Here is a 25400-nt window from a genome sequence, read left to right on the forward strand (position 1 = left end):
CGACTTCGGAGCGAACGAGTGGCTCGTGGAGGAGCAGTACCAGCTCTTCGAGAAGGACAAGAGCTCGGTCGCGCAGTCGTGGTGGCCCATCCTCGAGCGGTACGCAGCGCAGCGCACGTCCGGTGAGGCGGCGACGAGCATGAGCACCGCGCCCTCGTCGGTCAGCCCCGCGGCCAGCACCGCGCCGACCGCGACCGCGACCGCGCCTGCGAAGCCCGCGCAGCCGGCTGCCGCGCCGTCGGCGGCTCCCGCGCCGCCGAGGAAGCCCACCCCGCCCCGAGCACCCGCGCGCGCCGAGTCGCGACCGGATGTGCCCGTCGACTCCGGCGAGGGCCAGCGCGCGCAGGATGCGCCGCAGGAGCAGCGCGAGGGCCAGGCCGAGACGCCCGCCCCCGCGCGCGCCGACGGGACCATCGTCGCGCGCACGACCGCCCAGGCGGCTCGGCCGACCCCCGTGCCCGCCGACGCCCCCTCCGCCGGTGCGAAGCAGGCCGCGAAGACCGAGCAGGCCGAGTCGCCCGCCGATCAGCCCGTCGTGACGACCCTGCGCGGCATGCCGAAGTCCCTCGCGGCGAACATGGACAAGTCGCTCGCGGTGCCGACGGCGACGAGCGTGCGCACGGTCCCCGCGAAGCTGATGATCGACCAGCGCATCGTCATCAACAACCACCTGCGCCGCACGCGCGGCGGCAAGGTGTCGTTCACGCACCTGATCGGCTACGCCATCGTGCAGGCGCTCAAGGTCTTCCCGAGCCAGAACGTCTACTACGACGAGGTCGACGGCAAGCCGTCGCTCGTCGCGCCGCCGCACATCAACTTGGGCATCGCGATCGACATGCCCAAGCCCGACGGCAGCCGCGCGCTGCTCGTGCCGAGCATCAAGGCCTGCGAGACGATGGACTTCTCGGAGTTCGTGGCCGCCTACGAGGCGATCGTGAAGAAGGCGCGCGCGAACAAGCTCGACGCCGGCGACTTCGCCGGCACGACGATCTCGCTCACCAACCCCGGCGGCATCGGCACCGTGCACTCGGTGCCGCGCCTCATGCAGGGCCAGGGCTGCATCATCGGCGTCGGCGCGCTCGACTACCCCGCCGAGTTCATGGGCTCGAGCCCCGAGCGGCTCGCGGACGCGGGCGTCGGCAAGACGGTCACGATGACCTCCACGTACGACCACCGCGTGATCCAGGGCGCCGGCTCCGGCGAGTTCCTGAAGATCGTCAACGGCCTGCTCGTGGGCGAGCAGGACTTCTACCGCGGCATCTTCGCCGACCTCCGCATCCCCTACGAGCCGATCAAGTGGTCGACGGATGTCTCGGTGCGGGCGGCCGATGAGCTGTCGAAGCAGACGCGCGTCACCCAGCTCATCAACTCGTTCCGCGTGCGCGGCCACCTGATGGCCGACATCGACCCGCTCGAGTACGTGCAGCGCACGCACCCCGACCTGGAGATCGAGCAGCACGGGCTGTCGTTCTGGGACCTCGACCGCGAGTTCGTCACGGGCGGCTTCGGCGGCAAGCGCTCCGCGCTGCTGCGCGACATCCTCGGCGTGCTGCGCGACTCCTACTGCCGCACGACCGGCATCGAGTACATGCACATCGCCGACCCGGCGCAGCGCCAGTGGTTCCAGAGCCACCTCGAGGTGCCCTACGTCAAGCCCACCCACGACGAGCAGATGCGCATCCTGCGCAAGCTCAACGAGGCGGAGGCGTTCGAGACGTTCCTGCAGACGAAGTACGTCGGCCAGAAGCGCTTCTCGCTCGAGGGCGCCGAGTCGATGATCGCGTTCCTCGACTCGCTGCTCGCCGGCAGCGCCGAGGCGGGCCTCGACGAGGTCGCCATCGGCATGCCGCACCGCGGCCGCCTCAACGTGCTCACCTCGATCGCCGGCAAGACGTACGGCCAGGTGTTCCAGGAGTTCGAGGGCGCCGCCGTCTTCCAGGGCTCCGGCGACGTGAAGTACCACCTCGGCAACGCGGGCCAGTTCACCGCCGCCGACGGCTCCACCGTGCCCGTCTACCTCGCCGCGAACCCCTCGCACCTCGAGGCCGTGAACGGCGTGCTCGAGGGCATCGTGCGCGCGAAGCAGGACAGGATCGGCAACGGCGAGGCCTCGGTGCTGCCCGTGCTCGTGCACGGCGACGCCGCGATGGCGGGCCAGGGCGTGGTCTTCGAGACGCACCAGCTCTCGCAGCTGCGCGCGTACAAGACCGGCGGCACGATCCACCTCGTGGTCAACAACCAGGTCGGCTTCACCACCCCGCCCACCGAGTCGCGCTCCTCGACCTACGCGACCGACGTCGCGAAGGCGATCCACGCGCCGGTGCTGCACGTGAACGGCGACGACCCGGAGGCGGTCGTGCGCGTCGCGGAGCTGGCGTTCCAGTACCGCCAGGAGTTCAAGCGCGACATCGTCATCGACCTCGTCTGCTACCGCCGCCGCGGGCACAACGAGGGCGACGACCCCACCATGACGCAGCCGCTCATGTACTCCCTCATCGAGGCGAAGCGCTCGGTCCGCACGCTCTACGCCGAGAACCTCGTCGGCCGCGGCGACATCACCGAGGAGGAGTACCAGTCGGCGCAGGCGGACTTCCAGGCGAAGCTCGAGCAGGCGTTCATGGAGACGCACGCCGCCGCGACCGGCTCCATGGCGGTCGTCTCTGCCGAGCCCGAGCCCGCCGTGAGCGAGCCCGAGGCCACCGGTGTCGACGCATCCGTCATCGAGGCGATCGGCGACGCCCACGGCAACCCGCCCGAGGGCTTCGAGGTGCACCCGAAGGTCAAGCAGGTGCTCGACAAGCGCGTCAAGGCGAGCCGCGAGGGCGGCATCGACTGGGCGTTCGGCGAGCTGCTCGCACTGGGCTCGCTGCTCATGGAGGGCACGCCCGTCCGCATGTCGGGCCAGGACACCCGCCGCGGCACCTTCGTGCAGCGTCACGCCGTCATGCACGACCGCGAGAACGGCCAGGAGTGGCTGCCGCTCGCGAACCTGGGCGAGGACCAGGGCCGCCTGTCGATGTACGACTCGCTGCTGAGCGAGTACGCCGCGATGGCGTTCGAGTACGGGTACTCGGTCGAGCGGCCCGACGCGCTCGTGCTGTGGGAGGCGCAGTTCGGCGACTTCGCGAACGGTGCCCAGATCGTCATCGACGAGTTCATCGCCTCCGCCGAGCAGAAGTGGAACCAGCAGTCGTCGCTCGTGCTGCTGCTGCCGCACGGCTACGAGGGCGCGGGCCCCGACCACTCGTCGGGGCGCATCGAGCGCTTCCTGCAGCTGTCGGCGGAGCGCAACATGACGATCGCGCGCCCGTCGACCCCCGCGAGCCACTTCCACCTGCTGCGCCGGCAGGCGTACGCGCAGCCCCGCCGGCCGCTCGTGGTGTTCACGCCCAAGGCCATGCTGCGCCTCCGTGACGCGACGAGCTCGGTCGAGGACTTCACGAGCGGTCGCTTCCAGCCGGTGCTGGACGACCGCACCGTGCAGGACGCGGGCGCCGTGAAGCGCGTGCTGCTGCACTCCGGCAAGATCCACTACGACCTCAAGGCCGAGCTCGCGAAGCGCGGTCGCGACGACATCGCCCTCGTGCGGGTCGAGCAGCTGTACCCGCTGCCGATCGACGAGATCAACGCCGCGGTCGACCGCTACCCGAACGCGTCGCTCGTGTGGGTGCAGGAGGAGCCGCTCAACCAGGGCGCCTGGCCGTTCATGCACCTCGCGCTGCCGCGGCACCTGCACGGTCGCACGCTCAAGGTCGTCGGCCGTCCGCCGTCGGCGAGCCCCGCGACCGGCTCCGCCAAGCGCTCGGCCCAGGAGCTCTCGGCGATCCTGGAGTCGGCCCTGGGGTAGCCCCCACCACCCGTTGCTGACCCTGCGCATTCCTTGCGCCGGGCGCCGGTTGTCACCTGAGGCAAGTTTGCACATACTGTTCCCGAACAGTGTTTCGCAGACGGCCGGGTGATCCGATCCCGGCCCCAGCGGGAAGCGGGTGGTGCGGATGCGCGAAGCGATGCAATCGGCGGCGGGGCCGCGGTTCGCGCCCCGCCGCACGGTCGCCCTCGGGCCGATCGCGGCGCCGCTGCCGCTGCCCGGCGCGCGGTCGCCCCGATCGACGCCCTCGCTCGCTCGGCGGCTCCAGCGCGAGCGTCGCACGCGCGTGCAGCTCGCGCTGTCCGACGCCGCCGCCGTCGCGCTCGCGACGCTCACCGTCGCTCTCGCGACCGCTCGCGACGACGCCACCGCCCTCGTGCCGGCACCGCCGGCCGAGCTGCTGGCCGCGCCCGCCCTCGTGCTGGTCGTGTGGCTCGTCGCGCTCACCGCGTTCAACTCCCGCGAGACCTCGATCCTCGGGGCCGGGGCGACGGAGTACCGACGCGTCGTGCACGCCACCGGCCTCGCGTTCGCGGTGCTCGCGGCGCCCGCGCTCGTGGTGGACTGGCCGGCGCTGCGGCTGCAGCTGCTCGTCGCGCTGCCCGCGGGCATGGTCATGCTGCTCGTCGGGCGCTGGCAGTGGCGTCGCTGGCTCCTCGACCGGCGCCGGACGGGCGAGTGGTCGTCGCGCACGATCGTCGTCGGCGACCGCGACGAGGTCGGGTACGTGCTCGAGCGCCTCGCGCGCACCGGCGACCTGCGGTACCACGTCGTCGCGGTCGCGATCTCCGGCGATCCCGGCTCCCCCGTCGAGCTCCGCGGCCACCGCGTGCCGGTGCTGAGCGCGCGCTCGACGCTCGCCGAGAAGGCCGCGCACATGGGCGCCGACACCGTCATCCTCGCCGCCAATCCCGACGCCGATCCCGACTACCTCACGCGACTGAGCAGGCAGCTCGAGGGGACGTGCGCCGAGCTCGTGCTCTTCTCGCGACTGACCGACGTCGCGGGCCCCCGCATCTCCTTCCGCCCCGTCGACGGGCTGCCGCTCATCCAGGTGCGGATCCCCACCTTCGAGGGCGGCGCGCACGTGCTGAAGCGCGCCCTCGACATCGTCCTCGCGTCGATCGCGCTCCTCGCGGTCGCGGTGCTCGCCGTGCCGATCGCCATCGCGATCCGGCTCGACTCCCCCGGGCCGATCCTGTTCCGGCAGCAGCGCGTCGGGCGGGACGGCCGCACCTTCGGCATGCTGAAGTTCCGCACCATGCGGGTCGGCGCAGAGCTCGAGCGCGCGGCGCTGGAGCGGCACAACCAGGGATCGGGTCCGCTGTTCAAGCTGCGCGACGACCCGCGGGTGACGCGCGTCGGCCGCTTCCTCCGCAAGCACTCGCTCGACGAGCTCCCGCAGTTCTGGAACGCCCTCACGGGCGACATGAGCGTCGTCGGACCACGGCCGCCGCTGCCGCACGAGGCGACGACCTACGACGGCGTCGCGGTGCGCAGGCTCTACCTGAAGCCCGGCATCACGGGTCTCTGGCAGATCAGCGGCCGCAGCGACCTCACCTGGGAGGAGAGCGTGCAACTCGACCTCCGCTACGTCGAGAACTGGTCGGTCATGCAGGACCTCATGATCATCGTCAAGACCGCTCGAGTCGTGCTGCACCCGACCGGCGCCTACTGAGGCCACGGATGCGCATCGCGATGCTCGGCACCAGGGGGGTGCCCGCGGCCTACGGCGGCTTTGAGACCGCCGTCGAGGAGATCGGGGCGCGGCTCGTGCAGCGCGGCCACGAGGTGACGGTCTACGGCAACCGCTCGGCGCCCGAGGTCTCGGAGCACCGCGGCATGCGCGTCGTGCATGTGCCTGCGCTGCCGCTCAAGCAGCTGGACACGCTCAGCCGCACCGGCCTCGCGACGCTGCACGCGATCGCCGGCGATGCGCCCGACGCGGCCTTCGTCTTCAACGCCGCGAACGCGCCGTACGTCTCACTGCTGCGCGCCAGGGGCATCCCCGTCGCCGTGCACGTCGACGGGCTCGAGTGGCGGCGCGCCAAGTGGGGCGGGGCGGGCAGGGCGTACTACCGCTGGGCCGAGGAGCACGCGGTCCGCGCGGCCGACGCGCTCATCGCCGACGCGCCGGGCATCGCGGCGTACTACGACGCCGAGTTCGCCGTGCCCACCGAGCTCATCCGCTACGGGGCTCCCCTGCGCGGCCCGGTCTGCCCCGAGCGCCTCGCGGAGCTCGGGCTCGAGCCCGACCGGTTCCACCTGGTGGTCGCCCGCTTCGAGCCCGAGAACCACGTGGTCGAGATCGTGGAGGGCTATCGCCGCAGCCGTGCCAGGCTGCCGCTCGCGGTGGTCGGATCGGCGCCGTACAGCGCCGCCTACACGCGCGCGGTGCGCGAGGCGGCGGTCGACGACCCGCGCATCCGTCTGCTCGGCGGGGTGTGGGACCAGGATCTGCTCGACGGCCTCTACGCGCACGCGCGCACCTACGTGCACGGCCACTCGGTCGGCGGCACGAATCCGTCGCTGCTGCGCGCCATGGGGGCGGGGACCGCGACGATCGCGTTCGACGTCGACTTCAACCGCGAGGTGCTCGACGACGACGCGTGGATGTTCGCCGACGCGGCGCAGCTGGGCGGGGCGCTCGAGCGCGCCGAGGCCGACGGCGCGCTCGTCCGCGCGCGCGGCGCCCGGGCGCAGGAGCGCGCGGCCCAGGTGTTCCGGTGGGCGGATGTCGCCGATGCGTACGAGCGGCTCGCCGCGCGTCTCGCCGCGGGCGACTCCGTGCATCCCGAGGCCCGCCACACGCGGAGGGCGCCGTCGCGGCCGGTTGCCCGTGCCGACCGCGTCCCATCGTGACCGGCACCGGCACGGACCCCATGGCGCGCGAGCAGCTGACGTTCGTCACGGTCGTCTTCGAGCCGGAGCTCCTGCTGCTGCGGCTGCAGGCGCGGTCGCTGCGGAAGTTCCTCGACCCCGAGTGCGTCGCCGAGATCGTGGTGCTCGACAACTGCGCGGGCGGCATGGGCGGGCGGGCCCGGCACGCGCTGCTCGACGATCTCGGCGCCACGCTCGGCCCGCGGGCCACCGTCCTCCGCACGTCGGAGCTCGGCGTCGACGGCGGCACCGCGGGCTGGCGCAGCCAGCAGGCGGCGAAGCTGCTCGTCGCCCGCCGGGTGCGCACCGACCACCTCGTCGTGCTGGATGCGAAGAACCACCTCATCCGGCCGGCCGGCGTCGTCGACTTCGTCGACGCCCGCGGCGCCGCGAGGGGCGGCACCCACCCCTACTCGACGCATCCGCTCCGCGGCGACCTCGAGCGCACGCTCCGCTACCTCGGCGCCGACGACGCCCGCATCGACGAGCTGGTCGCCGACTTCCCGCCGACCGCCACGCCGTTCGTCATGAGCACGCACCGCGCGCGGCGCATGATCGACGACGTCGAGCGCCGCTCCGGCAGGCCCTTCGTCGAGGAGTTCGAACGCGCCGGGCTGCTCGAGTTCTTCCTCTACTCGGGCTGGTCGATCCTGCGGGGCGAGGGCGTGCCCGTCGACGGCGAGCCCATCCAGGCGCCCATCGTGTGGCCCGGGCGGGCGCACGAGCAGGGCGCCCTCGACGCCATCCGCCACGCGCGGGAGACGGACGCCGCGTGGTTCGCCGTGCACCGGCGAGCGCTCGCGCGCGCGGACGCGGCGACGCGGCGGCGCATCGTCGACTTCTGGAGCGAGCGCGGGCTCATGCGACCGCCCGCCGCGGAGCGCTTCGTGCGCCGGTTCCGGATGGCCTACGTGCCGGCCGTCGGTCGCGCCCGCATCGCGGAGCGCCTGTCACGCCTCCGCAGCCGGTGACCGGCGCGCCGCTCCGACCGGCAGCCGCCAGCGCGCTCGCTCGGGGCTCACGGCGTCGGTGTAGTAGGTGTGCCGGTGCCTAGGCGGTCGGGCCTTGTTGAGCACGATGCCGAGGATGCGCCCGCCCGCCGACTCGATGGACCGCACGGTGTTCGCGAGCTGCGGGCGGCGGGTCTTCGACGCGTCGACCACGATCACCACGCCGTCGACGAGCGGTGCCAGCAGGTTCGAGTCTGCGACCGTGAGCACGGGCGGCGAATCGACGATCACCGCGTCGTAGCGCTCCGCGGCACCGTCGAGCACCGCGCGGAACGCTTGCGACGTGACGACCGTCGCGGGGTTCGGCGGCAGCTTGCCGGACGTGAGCACATCCGGGCCGCCCGCGCGCCACGCGACGATGGCCTCGGTGATGCGGATCTTGCCCATCAGCGCCGTCGTGAGGCCGACCGACCGGTCGAGCCCGAACAGCTGGTCCACGCGCGGCCGCCGCAGGTCCGCGTCGATCACGAGCGTGCGCTCGCCGGCCTCCGCGAGCGTGACGGCGAGGTTCGTCGAGAAGGTCGACTTGCCCTCCCCGGGCGACGCGGAGGTGATGAGCAGGCGCCTCGACGTGCCGTCGAGCGCGCTGAACGCGAGCGCCGACTGGATGCGGCGCATGTCTTCAGCGACCGGGCTGTGCGGCTCCCGGGCGACGATGAGCCCCGCGTCGACGTTGCGCTTCGATCGCGTGACCGCGCCGAGCACCGGGAGATCCGTGACGCGCGCCACCGCGGCCTCGTTGCGCACCCGGGTGTCGGCCATCGTCGCGATGAAGGCGGCGAGCACGCCCAGCAGGAAGCCGACGACGGCGGCCAGCAGCGTGTCGCGCAACGTGTTGGGCGACGACTGCCCTGCCGCCGGGACCGCGTCGTCGATCACGGCGGCGCTGATGGTCGCGGCACCCTCCACGCTCTCGGCGGCCACCTCCTGCACCACCGCGGCCACGCGCTGCGAGACGGTGTTCGCGATCGCGGCGGCACGATCGCGGTCGGCCGAGGTGGCGGTCACGTCGAGGATGACGGTGTCCTGCGGGATCGTGATGGCGATCGAGCGCGAGAGCTCGTGCGGCGTCGTGCCGAGCCCGAGCTCCTCGATGACGGGCTCCAGCACGCGCGACGAGGTCGCGAGCCGGGCAAAAGAGAGCATCTGGTTCTGCGTGTAGGTCGAGCCCTGGTTCAGGTCGGCGCCGGAGGTGCCCTGGTTGAGCGCGAAGTAGAGCGAGGCGCGCGACTCGAACATCGGCTGGGCGGATGCGGAGATCAGGTAGCCGGCGGCACCGGCGAGCAGCGTGAGCCCCACGACGAGCGCCCAGAGCTTCCGCAGCGCCTCGAGCACGTGCGAGAGGTTCCACTGCATGGTCGGCTCGGGGGTCACCGCGCCCACCGGATTCGTGGCGTCATGCGCCAGACACTACCTCTGCCCCGGCGCACTTCCGATGCCGCAGCGGTAGCGTGTGCGCAAGATTCGCCCAGCGGAACGCAGGGCGACGACGCTGAGCCGCCCGCCCGACGGTGGAAGGGGGATCCGAGCTGATGCCGCCCTCGCTCGCCCACGACGCGGCGCGCGGCGCGTTCTTCACGCTCGCCGCGCAAGGCGCTCGCATCGCCCTGCAGCTCGTGGCCGTGGTGGTCCTGGCCCGGCTGCTCACGCCGCACGACTACGGCTTGCTCGCGATCGTCCTCGTCGTCGTCGGCCTGGGCGAGATCTTCCGCGACTTCGGTCTCACGTCGGCGACGATCCAGGCGCCAGCGCTGACGAGCGGGCAGCGCGACAACCTGTTCTGGCTCAACACGCTCATCGGCGCGGGCCTCGCCGTGCTGATGCTCCTCTCGTCGTGGCCGCTCGGTGCGCTGACCGGTCAGCCGGAGCTCGTCGGGATGGCGCAGTGGCTGTCGCTCCTGTTCCTGCTCAACGGCGTCGCGACGCAGTACCGCGCGAGCCTGATGCGCGAGCTCCGCCTCCGCCCGCTCGCGATCGCGGACGTGGCGGCGTCCGCCATCGCGCTCGCCGCTGCGATCCTCGCCGCCATGCTCGGGGCGGGCTACTGGGCCCTCGTGGTGCAACAGCTGGGCAACGGGCTCGTCGCGCTCGTCGGCGTCGTCGTCGCCGGCAGGTGGATCGCGAGGCCGTACTCGCGCGAGCACCGGGTGCGAGCGCTCGTCACCTTCGGCTGGAACCTCGTCGCCGCGAACCTGGTCCAGTACGCCGCCCGGCAGATCGACACGGTGCTCGTGGCCGCCCGGTTCGGCACGGCGTCCCTCGGCCTCTACAACCGCGCGTACCAGGTCGTGGTGTCGCCGCTGCGGCAGGTCCGGTCTCCGCTGCAGTCCGTCGCCCTCCCCGTCCTGTCGCGCGTCCAGCAGGATCAGCCGAGGTTCGAGACGTACGTCGCGGCGGCCCAGCTCGCGCTCGGCTATCTGCTCGGCATCCCGCTCGCGATCGTGGCGGGGCTCGCGGGTCCCGTCGTGGCGATCATGCTCGGGGGCGCGTGGGCCGAGGCGGCGCCGCTGCTGCGCATGTTCGCCATCGCGGGTCTGCTGACGACCCTGTCGTACGTCGGGTACTGGGTGTACCTCGCCCGCGGCCTCGGCAAGCAGCTGCTGCAGTACACGATCGTGACCGCCGTCATCAAGATCGTCTGCGTCGCGGTGGGCTCCTTCTTCGGGCTCATCGGCGTCGCCGTCGCCTTCGCGGTGAACACCGCCATCGAGTGGCCGCTGTCGATCGCATGGCTCTCGAGGATCACCCCGATGCCCACGCGCAGGCTGTACGGAGGCGCCCTGCGGGTCATCGTCGTCACCGGCATCGCGGGCTGCGGCGCGTGGGCCGCCAGCCAGCCCGTGGTCGCGCTCGGCCCCTTGGCGGAGGTCGGAGCGGGAGCCGCAGCAGCGCTGCTGCTCTCGTCGGCGTCGCTGCTGCTGCCGATCTATCGCCGCGACGCGGCGTCCCTGGCCGCCTTCGTGCGCCTCATGGTGCGGCGGCGCGACCGGGTTGCAGGCGCTTCGGCGGATGCGAGCTGACGTCGGTCAGGACCGCATCGGTCGCCGCCTGATCGTCCGCGATCCGCCACGCGACCGCGAGGCCGGCGAGGAACCACAGGAACATGCCGAACTGCGTGATGAGCGCCACCGCGAACAGCGCGGGCAGCTGCGATGCGACCGCGATCGCGGCGGGGTTCGCGCGCCGCGTCACCATCGCGATCGCGATCGAGCCGAGCGCGGCCGCGACCAGCAGCATGGGCACCCATCCGAAGCGCAGCGCGATGAGCAGCGCGGTGTTGTCGACGGATCCGGCATAGGCGCCCAGCGAGATGCCGTCGTCGGCGCGAGCCGACCATTCGCCGGCCGTGCCGAGGAGCTCCACTTGCGACAGCAGCGAGAGGAGACCGATCCGGTACTCGGCGCTGCCGCCCGCCTCCCCACCGGCGTCGGCGAACACGATGCCGACGATCGGGACCACCACCGCGGCGGCCAGCGCGCCGGCGGTGGCGACCGTCCAGCGGACGCCTCGGGCGATCCCTGGCAGGAAGACGATGGTCGCGGCGATCGCGAGCCCCGCGGTGACGAGGCCGATGCGGCTGAACGTCACGACGATCGCACCGATCACGGCCAGGAGCGAGAGCAGCATCACGGCCGGTCGCCACCGCGCGGCGATGATGAAGCTGCACGACATCGCGAGCGACGCGCCCAGCGCGATCGAGTGCCCGAATGCCCCCTCGGCGCGGAGGAACGACGCCCTGGTCTGCAGCTGCGACCACTCGTCGACGGCGCCGCTCCCCGGGATCAGCACGAACGGGTTGAGCCCGGTGGCGAACTCGAGGAGCGCGAGCACCGCAGCCGCCGTGGCCATCGCGGCGATGGTGCGCGTGACGAACCTCGCCGGCAGCCGGGCGAGCACGACGCGTCCCCACGCGTAGGGGAGCATCCACTGCAGGATGGCGATGACCGTCGCCGAGAGGGTCGCGAGCTCGAGCGCGAACAGCGCGAGCACGAGCAGCGCGAACGCCGCCACGAAGCCGTCGACGGCTGCGAGCCGCAGGTCGGCCAGGTTCGCGACGATCGCCGCGATGGTCATGAGCGTGAGCGCCGCCCAGAAGAACCCCACGGTCGCGCCGACCCAGATGGGCACGAAGAACAGCACGAGCGACCACGCCACGAACGCCGCGCGCGGGCTCGCGCGGAACAGGAAGAGGGCGACGAGGCCGGCGCACAGCCCGAGCGGCACGAGGAGCGGCGACGACTCACCCATCGCCGGGCCCGCCCGTTCGGATCACGGCATCAACCTATCCGGCGTCGTCACCCGCCGCTCAGCGCAGAGCGGTGATCCGCAGCGAGTCGAAGGCGAATGCCGCGGTCGACGTCGCCGGACCGCTGCGAGCGGCATGGAGGCTCAGCCATCCCGCTCCCTGGAGGCTCGCGGTGGCGTCCGTGGCGGTGATCTGCCAGCTCGCGGGCTGCGCCTCGCCGACCTTCCACGCCATCGCCTGGATCGTCGTGGGGCTCGCGCCGGTCACCCGGACGCGCAGCTGCAGGCTGTCGCCGGCCGCCCACGTCAGTGCGAGCGGCTGCGTGGCCAGCACGGTCGCGCTGCCGCTGCGCTGCACGACGAGCCAGACGCGGCCGTCGGACCGCATCCACGCGCGCACCGTGTAGTTCTCCGTCGACGACTGGCGTGCCGCCACCCCGACGTAGGAGTTGCCGGTCGCGGGTGCCTGGTCGATGGCGTACGTCACCGTCGTCTCGCTGTCCGCGACGGCGAGCCCCTGCAGCACCATGTTGCGCGTCTGTCCCGGGGGCAGTGTCAGGATGCCCCGACCACCGCTGACGGAGCCGGCAGCCGCCGACCCGTGCATGGCGCTCCATGCCCCGCCGACGTCAGCCGAGCCCCAGCCCGACGAGACCGTCCTCGAGAAGTCGTCGGACGCGGCGAACTGCGCCGCGGGCGGCTGCTGCACCGTCACCGACGCGGTCCGCGCCGAGGTGGCGCCGTCGTCGTCGGTGACGGTGAGCGTGATGGTGCGCGTGCCTGCCGTGGCGTAGCCGTGGTTCGCGGTCGCTCCCGATCCGGCCGGTGTCCCGTCGCCCCAGTTCCACGCGTACGAGGCGATGCTGCCGTCCGCATCCGTGGAGGCGGACGCGTTCACCGCGACGCTCAGCCCGTTGACCGAGGTCGTGAACGACGCGGTCGGGGCGGTGTTGGGCGCGGTGATCACGACGTCGCGGGTGACGGAGGCCGTCGCGCCGCGCGAGTCGGTGACGGTGAGCGTGACGGCGTAGGTGCCGGCCGCCGCGTACGTGCGGCTCGGCGCGACGCCGGTGCCGGCCGTGCCGTCGCCGAAGTCCCACGCGTACGAGGCGATCGTGGCACCGGCGCCGGCGGTCGAGCCCGCAGCACTGAAGGTCGCGCGCGTGCCGGCCGTGGTCGACGTGAACGCAGCCGTGGCAGGCGACTGCCCCTTGCCGAGGGCGAAGTGGGCAGCCACCCGGCCGCTCGGGAGCGCCGACTCGTAGACCGCCACCTCGTCGATCGCTCCGTTGAAGTACGCCGACGTGGGCGCGTTCGGCCAGCCGCTCACGCTGTCGCCACCGATCCTCCAGACGCCGCTGTAGGTCTGTGCGCTCACCACGGTGGTGTCCTGTGCCACCTGCACGCCGTCGACGTAGAGGGTCGTGCCGCCGGCGCCCTGCGTCGCCACGACGTGGTGCCAGCGTCCGTCGTTGTACGCGGAGCTCGAGGAGATGGTGCGCATCCCCTGTGCCGGGTTCACGCCGAAGGTGAGGCGTCCGTTGGTCTGCATGTAGAGGTGGCGGTCGTACCTCGCCGACGAGCCGGTGGCCGCGCTGCCGAAGCCCATGAGCTTGCCGCCGGCCGTCGTCGTGGTGTTGAACCACAGCTCGGTCGAGAACGCCGTCGACAGGATGGATGGGCTCTGGGACGACACCCGCGACAGGCTCGTGCCGTTGAAGGAGGATGCGGAGGCGCCGGTCGCGCCCGCGACCGCACCCGGTGCCAGGTCACCGACCGCGCTGCCGAACAGCGGCGTGGCGGCACCGGCCCAATCGGTCCTGTCGGTGCCGAGCGGGTAGTACCGCGTCGCCCCGTCGTCGAGCACCGCGCCCGCGTAGGGCGAGCTCGCACCGCCGGACACCGTGACGGTCACCGGCGGACTCGTCACAGCGTTGCCGTCGCCGTCGACCGCGCGCACCGTGTAGGTGTGCGCTGATCCGGGCGTGAGCCCCGTGACGTCGAAGGTCACCCGCGGCTGCCACCACCACGACGACGACAGCGTCTTGGATGCCACGACGCCGGCAGTGCCGGTGCGCCGCAGCTCGTAGGTGAGGTCCCGGTCGTCGCGGTCCCAGTTGCCGGGCACCGAGATGCGCACGCGGCCGGTCAGGTTCGACGTCGCGGTCGGGGCGCCCCAGGCGGCGCTCGCGATGCGCGGCCCCTGCTTCGGCCCGCCGGCCGGAGCCGTCGAGAACCGCACGATGCCCTGGTAGCGCTGGTTGTTGACGCTCGGGAACTCGCCCGCGATCGAGATGAACCCGCTCGCGCCCGTGATCGAGAGGCCCGCTTCGCCCATCGCCGTCGCCTTGCCGACGGTGAAGTCGGGATACCACGCGTAGGGCGCGGGAGCGGGCGTGCCGCTCCAGTCCTTGTACTTCGCACCCGCGGCGGGGCTGCGCGTCAGGGTGCCTTGCGCGCTCGCCGTGAACGCGCCCGCGTAGCGGAACTGCTGAGGGCTGAACTCGGGGTTGAGGCCCACGGTGTCGCACCGGTGGTTGTGGCTCGTCGCGTAGACGACCTCGCCGGTCGAGTAGACGCCGTAGTGGTCGCCGTGGCAGTCGGCGACCCATCGGATCGCGCCCGAGCCCGCCTCGGCGGCGAACACGCCCTCGAGGTTGCCCGCCGCGGCGGGGGCCATCGACCAGCCGGTGCCGTAGACGCCCGAGCTGTCGGTGGTCAGCGCGAAGATGCCCGCCTTCCCCGCATCCGTCCCCGAGGACCAGCCGTTGACCACGGTGCGCGGCGCCTGCCACGCGGTGTCGATCGCGCCGGAGACCGGGTGGAGCGCCACGAGCCCGCGCTGCACGACATCGTTCGTCAGGTAGAAGCGGCCGCCCACGATGATGCGCTGACCGCCCGGGTCGACGACGATCGCGTCGCCCTGGCGGTCGGTCGTGGGAGCCCACGGGCGCAGCGCGCCGTTCGCGGTCGCGAACGCCGCGAGGTTCTTCCTCGCGGCGCCGTTCGCCTGCGTGAACAGGCCTGTGAGGTAGACGGTGTCGCTCGTCACGGCGATGCCGTAGACCCCGCTGCCGCCGATCGACGCGTTGATCCCCGGCACGAGCGCGCCCGTGGCGGCGTCGAGCGCCGCGAAGTTCCACCGCGCCTGCCCGTTGACCGAGCTGAACGAGCCGCCGATGTAGATGCGTGTGCCGTCGGGCGACGCCGCGACCGACCGGATGGCGCCGTTCACCTGCGGCGCGAAGGCCAGCAGTGCACCCGTCCTGATGTCGAAGGCGAGGATGTTGCTGCGGGGTGTGAGGCTTGTCCCCGGCGCAGCGAGCGGCGCCCGGGCGTTCGAGAAGCTGCCGACGGCGTAGACGGTGGTGCCGATCATCGCCTGCGCCCACACGACACCGCTGTCGATCTGCACGGTGGGGAGCGGATCGGCGGTCACCACCGCGGCGGTGCGCTGCTGCAGCGAGACCGGCCCGCTCGGCACCGCGGCCGACGCGACCGTCAGCCCCGACGCGAGCATCGCCCCCGTGGCGACGAGTGCCATCCCGGCGAGCATGGTGGTCCGCATCCAGCGGCGGCGAGCGTGCATGGTGATCTCCATCGGTCAGGAGTACGTGCCGGTGAACACCGCGACGGGCTCGCCGGCGGCATAGTTGACGGAGACGGTGACCTCGCGGCCGGCGGCCGGGTCGAGCATGAAGACGTACCTTCCGGAGACCGACTCGCCTGGCTGGATCACGCCGGCGAACGGTGAGGGATGCCCCGCCGTGGTGCCGACGCCGACCTCCCCGTCGGCGGTCTCCACCGTCACGACCGCGGAGTCGACCGACTGCGGCGCCGCGGAGTCGTTGCTCGCGGTGACGCTCACGACGAGCGCGGGCCCGGAGACCTCACCCGGCGTCTCCGCAGCGACCTCGGTGGGCTCGAGGGAGACGATCTCGACCCTGATGCCCGTGTCGAACGCGACCGGCTCGCCCAGCTCGGCTGCCTCCGAGGGCAGCGCCGCCGCCTCCAGCGGGCCGTCGGCGGTGTCGGTCGCCGTCCCCGGCGCCGGGACCATCGACCCGGTCGGCGCGGCCGGCGCGAGGTCGGCGGCGGGCTCGGCGGTCGGCGATGGCGCCGGACCGGCGGGAGCGGCCGCCGGGGACGGCGTCGGGCTGCTGGCCGGCAGGGTCGACGAGGGCTGGGCCGTCGCCGACGCGGCGAGGTCGAGCACTCCCGCCGGTCCGCACCCGGAGAGCCCGAGCGCGACGAGCGCGGCGAGCCCGACCGCGACGGCCGACGACACCGCCGGTGACACCTGTCGATCCACGTCGCTCCACTCCGTCAACCTGCACTAGACGCTGACACTAGCGATAACAGTGTTACTGTGAGCACGCTTCTCGCTCAAGACTTGCCGAGCCCGCAGAGTTCGAGGCTCGGCAACGATACGGAGAACCGATGCGCGTACTGTTCGACGGCTACTGGTGGCACCGCGGCCCCGGCGCCAACCGCACGGTCCAGCGCGAGTTCATCCGGGCGTGGGCGCGGCAGTTCCCCGACGATCGGCTCGTCGTCGCGCTGCGCGCGGACGCGGACCCGCTCGAGCTCCCGCCGCGCGCATCCGTCGTCCGGACCCACGCCTGGCCGCACGCCGCTTCCAACCACTGGGAGCTGCCGCTGCTGGCCCGCAGCGAGCGGGCGGACCTCATCGTGTGCCACAACTACGCGCCCGCAGCCGGCCATGCGCTCGTCTTCGTGCACGACGTGATGTTCGAGGAGCACCCGGAGTGGTTCTCGCGCACGGAGCGCCTCTACTTCCGACCCATGCTGCCGTGGGCGAAGCACGCGGCGGCCGTCGCCACGTCGACCCGCACCGAGGCCGCGCGCATGCTGCGGCTCGCTCCAGCGCTCGCGCCGCCGGTCGTCACCGGGCTCGGCGTGCCGCCGGGGCTGGACGGCACCCTCCGGCGGCCCGGCGTGGTGCCCGAGGGCAGCGAGTTCGCGGTCACCGTCGGGCGGCTCAACGTGCGCAAGAACCTCGGGACGGTCATGCTCGCCGCGTCCCGCGCCGCTCGCATCACCCCGAGTTCACCGCTCTACGTCGTCGGCAGCACCGCCCACTCGGGCCTCGCCGCCACGATCCCCGAGCGCGCGCGCCCGCTGCTCGAGGACGGGCGGATCGTCATGCTCGGCGCCGTGCCCGACGAGGAGCTCGCCTGGCTGTACGCGAACACCGCGCTCACCGTCTCGCTGAGCCTCGACGAGGGGTTCGGCATGCCGTCGGTCGAGGCCGCGCATTTCGGGTCACCACTGCTCGCGAGCGACATCCCGGTGTTCCGCGAGACCGTCGGTGACTGCGCCGCCTTCGTCCCGCCGCTCGACGACCTCGCGGTCGCGCGCGCGGTCGACGCCGCGTGGGGAGTCCGTCCGGCCGTCGGCGCGCGCGCCGTCGACCGGTACAGCTGGGACGCGTCCGTGCGGGCGCTCGGGGACGCCGTCCGCTGATCAGGCGCGCGCCGCGGCCTGCGGCGCGATGAGCGCCGCGAGCTCGCGCGCCGTGCTGTCGACCATGCGCACCGTCTCGCGGTGCGCTGCCGCTGCGCGGGCGGTGTGCCCGTCGGCGATGTCGAGCGGATCGAGCGGCCGACGCCGCCATGGCGCGCGCCGCGCGGGGATCGGCAGCTGGCGCAGCCCCCTGCTGCCGTCGATGTGCTGCCAGTACGCCGAGACCGCGTCCGGTCCTCGCACGCCGCTCGGCGGCTCGAATCCGGCACCGAGCCACACCGCCTCGCGCAGCGTGAACACGTGCCGGCGGCGCTCGGGAGCTGCGGCGACGATGGATGCGCGGATCCCGCGAGAGGCGGCGAGCACGAGCGTCGCACCACCGATGATGTGCGCGTCGATCGCGCGCGGCCGATGCTGCGCCGAGAGCTCCTCCCAAGCCGAGGCGTCGTCGAACGCGCGCACGTCCGCGCACACGGCACTCCCGGTCGCGGGGCGCACGCCGGCGCTCGACATGGCGATGGACTCGAACCCCGGCACGCTCGCGAAGGCCCGACGCAGCGTGAACTCGGCCATCGGCGAGCGGCACACGTTCGCCGTGCAGACGAGCAGGATGCCGCCCGCCTCCGCCCCGGCCATGTCAGGCCGCCCTCTCGCCGACGATGCGGCGCCCGTCCCGCAGACCGCGGACGTACGCCCGCCACGGGCCGGCGGTCGTGAGCAGCTGCCGCCGCCCGCCGCGGAGCACGACGCCGAGCGCGACCCGCGGCGCGGAGCGCTGCCACCGGCGGACGCCGTCGGCATCGAGGTGCTTGACCGCGAACAGCAGCCGGTTGCGGATGTTCCAGTAGTAGTAGAGCTCCGACTTCGCCCGCGCCCCCGGCGCGGCGGCATGGGTGCCGCCGGCGTCGTGGGTCGCGACCGCGGCCTCGACGAGCTCGAGCCGGGCGCCGAGCCCGAGCGCGCGCTGCGACAGGTCGATGTCCTCCCAGTAGAGGAAGAACTCCTCGTCGAACCCGCCGAGCCGCTCCCACAGCTCCGTGGAGATCGCGAAGCACGCGCCGGTCGCCCACTCGCGCCGCGCGGCACCGGGGAACCGCTCCCGCGCTGCGGCACCGCGGGTCACGCCGTCGTCGAGGTAGAGGTCGGCGCCAGCGAACCACGGCTCCCCCGTGCTCGAGACGATCCTCGGCGATGCGAGCAGCATCGGATCGGCGTCCGCCGCGGCGACGAGCGCCGAGAGCGAGCGCGGATCGATCGACGCATCCGGGTTGATCGCGACGAGCACCCGCGCGCCGCGCTCGATCGCTCGAGCGGCACCCGCGTTCATGCCACCGCCGAAGCCCGCGTTGTCGTCGAGCAGCACCGCCTCCCAGCCTCGCTCGCGCGCCAGGGCACGCACCCGTTCCCGCTCCGCCGCGTCGCTGAAGCAATCGACGACCACCACGGCGGCCTCGGCCGACAGGTCGATCGCCGCGAGGTTGCGGCGCAGCAGTCCGCTCGAGCCGAAGCTCACCACGATCACCGCGAACGACGGCGGAGCGCCAGGGCCGTCGGTCACGGCGCCGCTGCCCGGTCGATCGCCCGGATCTCACGGAACCACCGCACGGCCGCGAGCACGAGGAACGCCGCGTTCGCGACCGCGAGCGCCGCATACGCCCAGACGAACCCGTCGGTCCAGCCCCAGAGCGCGAACACGAGGCACAGCACGCCGAAGTCGGTCGGCAGCAGCAGCAGCGATCGCCCGGCGGTGCCGCCTCCCCGCGCGTGGGTCGAGGGCACACCCGACTTGCCCTTCAGCAGGTCGTTGAGGAGCATCCCGAAGAACGTGACGACGCCGACGATCGAGAACGCGATCGGCACGAGCAGCCACGCGGAGTCCCGGAGCGGCGTGTGCACCCACAGGGCGATGAGGACGGCGAGGTGGAGCGCGGCGATCTTGATCGCATCGACGAAGTGGTCGAGCCACTCCCCGGCGAGGCTGCCGCCACCGCGCAAGCGGGCGACCTGACCGTCCGCGGAGTCCCACGCATAGCCGAGCGCGAGCAGGACCGCGACGAGCAGCCCGGTCCACCACTGCGCGGGCAGCACGAGCAGCAGCGCGATCCCTGCGAACGTGTGCGCGGCGCTCACCGCGGTGACCCGGTTGGGCGTCCAGCCCCAGCCGAAGGCCGCGGCCGCGAGGACGCGCCCCACCCGCCGGTTGACGTACACGGAGTACGCGGGCGCGCCACGGGCGTGCCCCTTCTGCGCGGCGGCGAGGCGGGCGTGGACGACGGAGAAGGACTCGGACACGCAGCACCCCCGCCCTCGGCTCAACGACCGGTCGCGGCCGAGTCTAGGACGCGGAGCCTGCGACGCTGGCCCGCACGGCGCGGTGGGGCACACTGAGCGCATGACGCACGATCGGCGCCCACCCGCCCGGCCGATGCGCGTCATGCAGTCGTTCGGACCGCCGCGGCCGACGACGAATCCGTACATCCACATGCTCGACCGGGCGCTCGCCGAGACGGAGGGCGTGGAGCACGTGCGCTTCGATCGCCGGCGGGCGCTCCTCGGCCGCTACGACGCGCTGCAGGTCCACTGGCCCGAGACGCTGTTCGGCGGCTCGACGCGCGCGAGGGCCGCCGCTCGGCGCGCCTTCGCGCTCGCGCTCCGCGTGCGGCTGACGCTCACCCGGGTCGCGCTCATCCGCACGATCCACAACATCGAGCCGCACGCCGGGTCCTCACCGTGGGAGCGGCGCTGGCTCGACTGGCTCGAGCGCCGCGCCGACCACCGCATCGTCCTGAACGAGCGCACGCCATCGACCGGCATCCCGACGACGCTCATCCCGCACGGGCACTACCGCGAGTGGTTCGCGGCCGAGCCGAGGCTCGCGCCGGAGCCGGGCGTGCTGGGCTTCGTCGGGCTCGTGCGCCCCTACAAGGGCGTCGAGGACCTGCTCGGGGCGTTCGCCTCCACGGCGAGCGCGTGCCCGGAGCTGCGGCTGCGCGTCGCGGGGAGCCCCACGACCGCGGGGATCGAGGCCGATGTGCGGCGCCGGGCGGCCGACGACCCGAGGGTGGAGCTCGACCTGCGACACCTGCCCGAGGACGCCTTCGCGAGCGCGGTGATGCGCTGCGAGGGACTGGTGCTACCGTTCCGCTCCATGCACAACTCCGGCAGCGTGCTCGCGGCGCTCTCGCTCGACCGCCCGGTGCTCGTCCCCCGCACCGACGTCAACGAGCTGCTCGCGGCCGAGGTCGGCCGCGGCTGGGTGACGACCTTCGAGGGGCCGCTCACCGGCGACCACCTCCGTCGGTTCGCGGACGCCCTACGCGAGCGGCCGCCCGCCGGCTCGCCGGACCTCGATCGTCGGCACTGGGACGGCGTGGGAGCGCAGCACCGGGCGGCGTTCGCCGCGGCGATCGCGCGGCGCCGCGGCGGAGGTCGGTCGTGACGGCGCCCGACGTGCTGATCGCGGTCCCGACGTTCCGTCGGGCCGAGCTGCTGCCCGCGCTCATCGAGACCATCCGGGCGGATGCGCGCGGCGTGGACGCGAGCTCGAGGATCCTCGTCGTCGACAACGATCCGGAACGCTCCGCCGCCGGGGCCGCGACATCCCTCGGCGTGCAGTACCTCGCCGAGCCGACGCCCGGCATCGCAGCGACGCGCCAGGCGGCGCTCGACGCGGCGGGGCCGGGAGAGCTCGTCGTCATGATCGACGACGACCTGGTCCCCGAGCCCGGCTGGCTCGCGGGTCTCGTCGACGTGTGGCTCGAGCACCGGCCCGCCGCGGTGATGGGCTTCGTCCGCTACGTCTGGCCGGAGGGCACCGACCCGTGGGTCGCGGCCGGCGGCTTCATGCGCCGCTCCCGGATCCCGAACGGCGAGCGGCTGTCGGGCCTCAAGACCGGCAACGTGCTCATCGACGCGGATCAGGCACGAGCGCTCGGGGTGCGCTTCGACGTCTCGCTCGGACTCTCCGGCGGCTCGGACGTGCAGTTCGGCCGCGACCTCATCGCGGCGGGGGGCACGATCGTCGCCTCCGCCGACTCCGTCGCGCGCGACGACATCGCGACCGCCCGCACCACGATCGCGTTCGTGCGCCGGCGCGCGATCTGCCAGGGGCAGGTCAGGGCGCGGCTCTACACGCGCGCCGAGACCCCGAGCGGCCGGCTCGCGAAGCGCGCCGGCTTCCTCGTCGGCGGTCTCGTGCGCGTGCCCGCCTTCGCCGCGGGCGAGGCCGCGGCGCGGTTGCGGGGCGACCTCGCGGGGCAGGCGACCTACCGCCGCCGGCTGTGGTTCGCGCAGGGACGCATCCTCGGCGCGCTCGGGCTGGACGAGTTCGAGTACGCGCGCGAGCCGGTGGCCGTGCAATCCGGCTGACCCGGCGAGTTGCGCGCTTCGGAAGATGTGCCTACTGTGCATAACAGCGTTCGCAAACATGCGGACCCGCGGTGGACAGGAGAGCGATGACCCAGCGCATCGGCTATGCGGGAGGCGGCTTCGACCTCTTCCACATCGGGCACCTCAACATCCTGCGGCACGCTCGAGAGGCGTGCGACGAGCTGGTGGCGGGCGTCGTCACGGACGACCTGCTCCGCGAGACGAAGGGCACGGAGCCCGTGATCCCGACGCTCGAGCGCGTCGAGATCGTCCGCGCCATCCGGTGGGTCGACCGCGTGCACATCGAGACCGCGCCGGACAAGCTCGACACCTGGCGCGAGATCGGCTTCACGCACTACTTCAAGGGCGACGACTGGCGCGGCACCGAGCGCGCTCAGCGGCTCGAGCGCGAGTTCGCCGCGGTGGGCGTGCAGGTCGTCTACCTGCCCTACACCGCGCACACCTCGAGCACCGCGCTCCGCAGGGCGCTCGCGATGCTCGACGGCGACCCCGAGCTGGCGCTGTCGCAGTACGCGACCTAGGACCGCGAGGCGAGGAAGCTGTACACCTCGGTCTCGTCGACGCCGGGGAACGCGCCGGGCGGCAGCGCCGCGAGCAGGTGCGAGTGCGCCCTCGCGCTCGGCCACGCCTGACCCGCCCAGGCGGCGGCGAGCTCGGCGGGCGGCGTTCGGCAGCACGAGGGATCGGGGCAGCGCGAGACCGAGCGCTCCTTCGTAGCCCGCCCGCGGAACCACTTCGCCTGCGAGAACGGCACGCCGATGGAGAGCGAGAACTCCCCCGCCGCGCTCCGCTCCGTCATCGCGGTGCACCAGAACGTGCCGGCGGGCGTCTCGGTGTACTGCTCGAAGGGGTTCACCTTGTCGGCCACGTCGAACACCTCGCGGCTCGTCCAGCGCTTGCAGACCGGCTGCCCCTCGATGGCGCCCGTATGGTCCGCCGGAAACGTGACGCCGTCGTTCTCGTACGCCTTGTAGATGATCCCCGACTCGTGCACCTTCTGGAAGTGCAGCGGGATCCCCAGGTGCACGGTCGCGAGGTTCGTGAGCCTGTGGGCGGCCGTCTCGTACGACACCGCGAACGCATCGCGCAGGTCCTCGATCGCGAGCTGGCGCTCCGCCTTGGCCGCGCCGAGGAAGTCGACGGCCGTCCGCTCCGGCATCAGCAGCGCTGCCGCGAAGTAGTTCGTCTCGATGCGCTGCCGCAGGAAGGCGCCGTAGTCGGCGGGCACCGAGTGGCCCAGCACGTGATGGCCTAGCGCCTGCAGCAGGACCGAGCGCGGGTCGTGGTCGATGCGGCTCGAGCGCGACAGGTAGATGCGCTTGCGCTTGAGGTCGGTGACCGAGCGTGTGGAGTGCGGCAGGTCGCCGACGTGGTGCACGCTGAAGCCCAGCCGTTCGGTGATCGCCGCGATGAGGTGCTGCGACAGCGGCCCCGATTGGTAGCCGACGCGCGACAGCATCTTCGCCGCCTCGGCCTCGATCTCGGGGAAGTGGTTGTCGCGCGCCCGCATCTGTGCGCGCAGCTGCGTGTTCGCGCGGCGCGCCTCCTCGGGCGTGGCGACGCGCTCCTCGGCCGCGCGGTCGAGCTCGTCGACGAGCGCGAGCATCGTCTCGAGCACGTCGTCCGGCGTGCGTGGCCCGATGCGCATCGTCGGCAGCCGCTTCTGCTGCCACATCGACGACTGCATGGCCCGCTCGAGCCGCAGCTCGAGGTCCGCGCGACGCGAGGGCGGCTCCGTGCCGGTGAGCTGCTCGAGCGTCACGCCGTAGAGCGCGGCGAGCTGCTGCAGCTGCGAGAAGCGGGCCTCGCGCTTGCCGGTCTCGACGCCGGAGAGCTGCGACGGCGCGAGCCCGATCGCCTCGTGCACCGCGTCGAGCGTGAGCCCGGCCGATTTCCGCGCGTGCCGCAGCGACTTGCCGAGCTGCAGCGCGTCGACCTGCTGGGGCGCGGGCGCCGATCGGGCGGGCCGATCCCAGGACGGCGGGCTCTGGGTCCGCCGGCTCTGCTGGCTCTCGGCGTGCTGGTCGGCGGTGCGCATGGCGGCACCTTACGGCAGAACTGCTCGCTCTGGCAGGAATGACGATCTTCACAGGACGGACGCGCCGCCTCGGCGCGTTTCTGCACGCACAGTGGGAGCAGATCACAGGCATCCGTCACCGGAGGCCGAGCACACCAGGAGGACACCATGACCGAGCAGACCAACCCGATCCCGGCAGGCGCCGACCGGCAGGACGCGATGGCGGCCGAGGCAGCCGAGCTCGAGCTCGAGTGGGCGGCCGACGCTCGCTGGAACGGCGTCGCCCGCGACTACACCGCCGCCGACGTCGTGCGGCTCCGCGGCTCTGTCGTCGAGGAGCACACCCTCGCGCGCCGCGGCGCGGAGCGCCTGTTCGAGCGGCTCCACGCCGACGAGACGCCGGTGCGGGCGCTCGGCGCGCTGACCGGCAACCAGGCGGTGCAGCAGGTGCGGGCCGGCCTCGAGGCCATCTACCTCTCGGGCTGGCAGGTCGCTGCCGACGCGAACCTCTCGGGCCAGACCTACCCCGACCAGTCGCTCTACCCGGCGAACTCGGTGCCCGCGGTCGTGCGCCGCATCAACAACGCCCTGCAGCGCGCCGACCAGATCGAGCGGAGCGAGGGCAACCCGACGGTCGCCGACTGGCTCGCCCCGATCGTCGCCGACGCCGAGGCCGGGTTCGGCGGCCCGCTGAACGCGTTCGAGCTCATGCGCAGCATGATCGTCGCCGGCGCGGCAGGCGTGCACTGGGAGGACCAGCTCGCGAGCGAGAAGAAGTGCGGGCACCTCGGCGGCAAGGTGCTGATCCCGACGCAGCAGCACGTGCGCACGCTGAACGCCGCGCGCCTCGCCGCCGACGTCGAGCAGGTGCCGAGCGTCATCATCGCCCGCACTGACGCCGAGGCCGCGACGCTGCTCACGAGCGACGTCGACGAGCGCGACCGTCCGTTCGTCACCGGGGAGCGCACCGCTGAGGGCTTCTACGAGGTGCGGAACGGCATCGAGCCGTGCATCGCCCGCGGCCGCGCCTACGCCGAGTACGCCGACCTGCTCTGGATGGAGACGGGCAAGCCCGACCTCGAGGTCGCGCGCGCCTTCGCCGAGGGCATCAAGAGCGAGTTCCCCGACCAGCTGCTCGCGTACAACTGCTCGCCGTCGTTCAACTGGAAGAAGCACCTCGACGACGACGAGATCGCGAAGTTCCAGCGCGAGCTCGGCGCGATGGGGTTCCGCTTCCAGTTCATCACCCTGGCCGGCTTCCACGCCCTCAACCACTCGATGTTCGACCTCGCGAAGGGCTACGCCGACCAGCACATGACGGCGTACGTCGACCTGCAGGAGCGCGAGTTCGCCGCCGAGGCGCAGGGCTACACCGCGACGAAGCACCAGCGCGAGGTCGGCACCGGCTGGTTCGACCTCGTCGCGACCGCACTCAACCCCGCCTCGGGAACGCTCGCGCTCGCGGGCTCCACCGAGTCCGAGCAGTTCCACTGAGCAGCAGCGC

The 25400-nt window shown here is 72.9% G+C and carries 18 protein-coding genes; 10 read left to right on the forward strand and 8 right to left on the reverse strand.

Annotation, left to right across the window (positions count from 1 at the left end; translation table 11 throughout):
* The first annotated feature begins 25 nt into the window (after positions 1–25).
* The 4 genes from ACLQ21_RS10975 (at position 26) to ACLQ21_RS10990 (ending at position 7719) form a co-directional block, all read left to right on the forward strand.
* Positions 26–3847: a multifunctional oxoglutarate decarboxylase/oxoglutarate dehydrogenase thiamine pyrophosphate-binding subunit/dihydrolipoyllysine-residue succinyltransferase subunit gene (locus ACLQ21_RS10975; RefSeq protein ID WP_425663908.1), complete on the forward strand. Its 3822-nt coding sequence runs from the start codon at positions 26–28 to the stop codon at positions 3845–3847.
* Positions 3848–3995: 148 nt separating this feature from the next.
* The gene (locus ACLQ21_RS10980) at positions 3996–5546 is read left to right on the forward strand and encodes a sugar transferase (RefSeq protein ID WP_425663624.1); all 1551 of its coding nucleotides are present in this window, start codon (positions 3996–3998) and stop codon (positions 5544–5546) included.
* Between the two features lie 20 nt (positions 5547–5566).
* On the forward strand, positions 5567–6730 hold the full coding sequence (locus ACLQ21_RS10985; protein WP_425663626.1) for a DUF1972 domain-containing protein: 1164 nt from the start codon (positions 5567–5569) through the stop codon (positions 6728–6730).
* Positions 6727–7719 carry a DUF6492 family protein gene (locus ACLQ21_RS10990; RefSeq protein WP_425663628.1) on the forward strand — a complete coding sequence of 331 codons (993 nt, stop codon included), beginning with the start codon at positions 6727–6729 and terminating at the stop codon, positions 7717–7719. Before ACLQ21_RS10985 ends, ACLQ21_RS10990 begins: the two co-directional genes overlap by 4 nt.
* Here ACLQ21_RS10990 and ACLQ21_RS10995 read toward each other — a convergent pair.
* Positions 7699–9132 carry a polysaccharide biosynthesis tyrosine autokinase gene (locus ACLQ21_RS10995; RefSeq protein ID WP_425663630.1) on the reverse strand — a complete coding sequence of 478 codons (1434 nt, stop codon included), beginning with the start codon at positions 9130–9132 and terminating at the stop codon, positions 7699–7701. The two genes, ACLQ21_RS10990 and ACLQ21_RS10995, sit on opposite strands and share 21 nt — an antisense overlap.
* A gap of 158 nt (positions 9133–9290) precedes the next feature.
* On the opposite strand from ACLQ21_RS10995, the gene ACLQ21_RS11000 reads away from it, so the two are divergent.
* The gene (locus ACLQ21_RS11000; RefSeq protein ID WP_425663631.1) at positions 9291–10778 is read left to right on the forward strand and encodes a lipopolysaccharide biosynthesis protein; all 1488 of its coding nucleotides are present in this window, start codon (positions 9291–9293) and stop codon (positions 10776–10778) included.
* Here the strand turns inward: ACLQ21_RS11000 and ACLQ21_RS11005 are convergent.
* From ACLQ21_RS11005 to ACLQ21_RS11015, 3 genes are read right to left on the reverse strand one after another with little or no spacing between them, the layout of a single operon-like run.
* A complete protein-coding gene (locus tag ACLQ21_RS11005; RefSeq protein WP_425663633.1) occupies positions 10726–12006 on the reverse strand; it encodes a hypothetical protein in 1281 nt (426 codons plus the stop codon). The two genes, ACLQ21_RS11000 and ACLQ21_RS11005, sit on opposite strands and share 53 nt — an antisense overlap.
* 58 nt (positions 12007–12064) lie before the next feature.
* On the reverse strand, positions 12065–15604 hold the full coding sequence (locus ACLQ21_RS11010; RefSeq protein ID WP_425663634.1) for a PKD domain-containing protein: 3540 nt from the start codon (positions 15602–15604) through the stop codon (positions 12065–12067).
* A gap of 3 nt (positions 15605–15607) precedes the next feature.
* Complete coding sequence (locus ACLQ21_RS11015) at positions 15608–16315, reverse strand: hypothetical protein (RefSeq protein ID WP_425663636.1); 708 nt, start codon at positions 16313–16315, stop codon at positions 15608–15610.
* A 128-nt stretch (positions 16316–16443) separates the two neighbouring features.
* Between ACLQ21_RS11015 and ACLQ21_RS11020 the strand changes: the two genes are divergently transcribed.
* A complete protein-coding gene (locus ACLQ21_RS11020; RefSeq protein WP_425663638.1) occupies positions 16444–17490 on the forward strand; it encodes a glycosyltransferase family 4 protein in 1047 nt (348 codons plus the stop codon).
* On the opposite strand, the gene ACLQ21_RS11025 is transcribed toward ACLQ21_RS11020, so the two are convergent.
* The 3 genes from ACLQ21_RS11025 to ACLQ21_RS11035 are packed head-to-tail and all read right to left on the reverse strand — an operon-like array spanning position 17491 to position 19782.
* The gene (locus tag ACLQ21_RS11025) at positions 17491–18126 is read right to left on the reverse strand and encodes a hypothetical protein (RefSeq protein WP_425663640.1); all 636 of its coding nucleotides are present in this window, start codon (positions 18124–18126) and stop codon (positions 17491–17493) included.
* Between the two features lies 1 nt (position 18127).
* Positions 18128–19048, reverse strand: a complete 921-nt coding sequence (locus ACLQ21_RS11030; protein ID WP_425663642.1) for a glycosyltransferase family 2 protein — start codon at positions 19046–19048, stop codon at positions 18128–18130.
* On the reverse strand, positions 19045–19782 hold the full coding sequence (locus ACLQ21_RS11035; RefSeq protein WP_425663644.1) for a CDP-alcohol phosphatidyltransferase family protein: 738 nt from the start codon (positions 19780–19782) through the stop codon (positions 19045–19047). The genes ACLQ21_RS11030 and ACLQ21_RS11035 overlap by 4 nt, the downstream gene beginning before the upstream one ends.
* A gap of 100 nt (positions 19783–19882) precedes the next feature.
* Between ACLQ21_RS11035 and ACLQ21_RS11040 the strand changes: the two genes are divergently transcribed.
* The 3 genes from ACLQ21_RS11040 to ACLQ21_RS11050 all read left to right on the forward strand — a co-directional run bounded on the left by ACLQ21_RS11040 (position 19883) and on the right by ACLQ21_RS11050 (position 22400).
* A complete protein-coding gene (locus ACLQ21_RS11040) occupies positions 19883–20929 on the forward strand; it encodes a glycosyltransferase (RefSeq protein ID WP_425663645.1) in 1047 nt (348 codons plus the stop codon).
* A complete protein-coding gene (locus tag ACLQ21_RS11045) occupies positions 20926–21858 on the forward strand; it encodes a glycosyltransferase family 2 protein (protein ID WP_425663647.1) in 933 nt (310 codons plus the stop codon). Before ACLQ21_RS11040 ends, ACLQ21_RS11045 begins: the two co-directional genes overlap by 4 nt.
* A gap of 86 nt (positions 21859–21944) precedes the next feature.
* On the forward strand, positions 21945–22400 hold the full coding sequence (locus ACLQ21_RS11050) for an adenylyltransferase/cytidyltransferase family protein (protein ID WP_425663649.1): 456 nt from the start codon (positions 21945–21947) through the stop codon (positions 22398–22400).
* Here ACLQ21_RS11050 and ACLQ21_RS11055 read toward each other — a convergent pair.
* On the reverse strand, positions 22397–23917 hold the full coding sequence (locus ACLQ21_RS11055) for a helix-turn-helix domain-containing protein (protein ID WP_425663651.1): 1521 nt from the start codon (positions 23915–23917) through the stop codon (positions 22397–22399). The genes ACLQ21_RS11050 and ACLQ21_RS11055 overlap by 4 nt on opposite strands.
* Positions 23918–24115: 198 nt before the next feature.
* Between ACLQ21_RS11055 and aceA the strand changes: the two genes are divergently transcribed.
* A complete protein-coding gene (gene aceA / locus ACLQ21_RS11060; protein ID WP_425663910.1) occupies positions 24116–25390 on the forward strand; it encodes an isocitrate lyase in 1275 nt (424 codons plus the stop codon).
* Positions 25391–25400: the final 10 nt, after the last annotated feature.

It is taken from the genome of Agrococcus sp. DT81.2 (assembly GCF_049844935.1).
Lineage (GTDB): Bacteria > Actinomycetota > Actinomycetes > Actinomycetales > Microbacteriaceae > Agrococcus.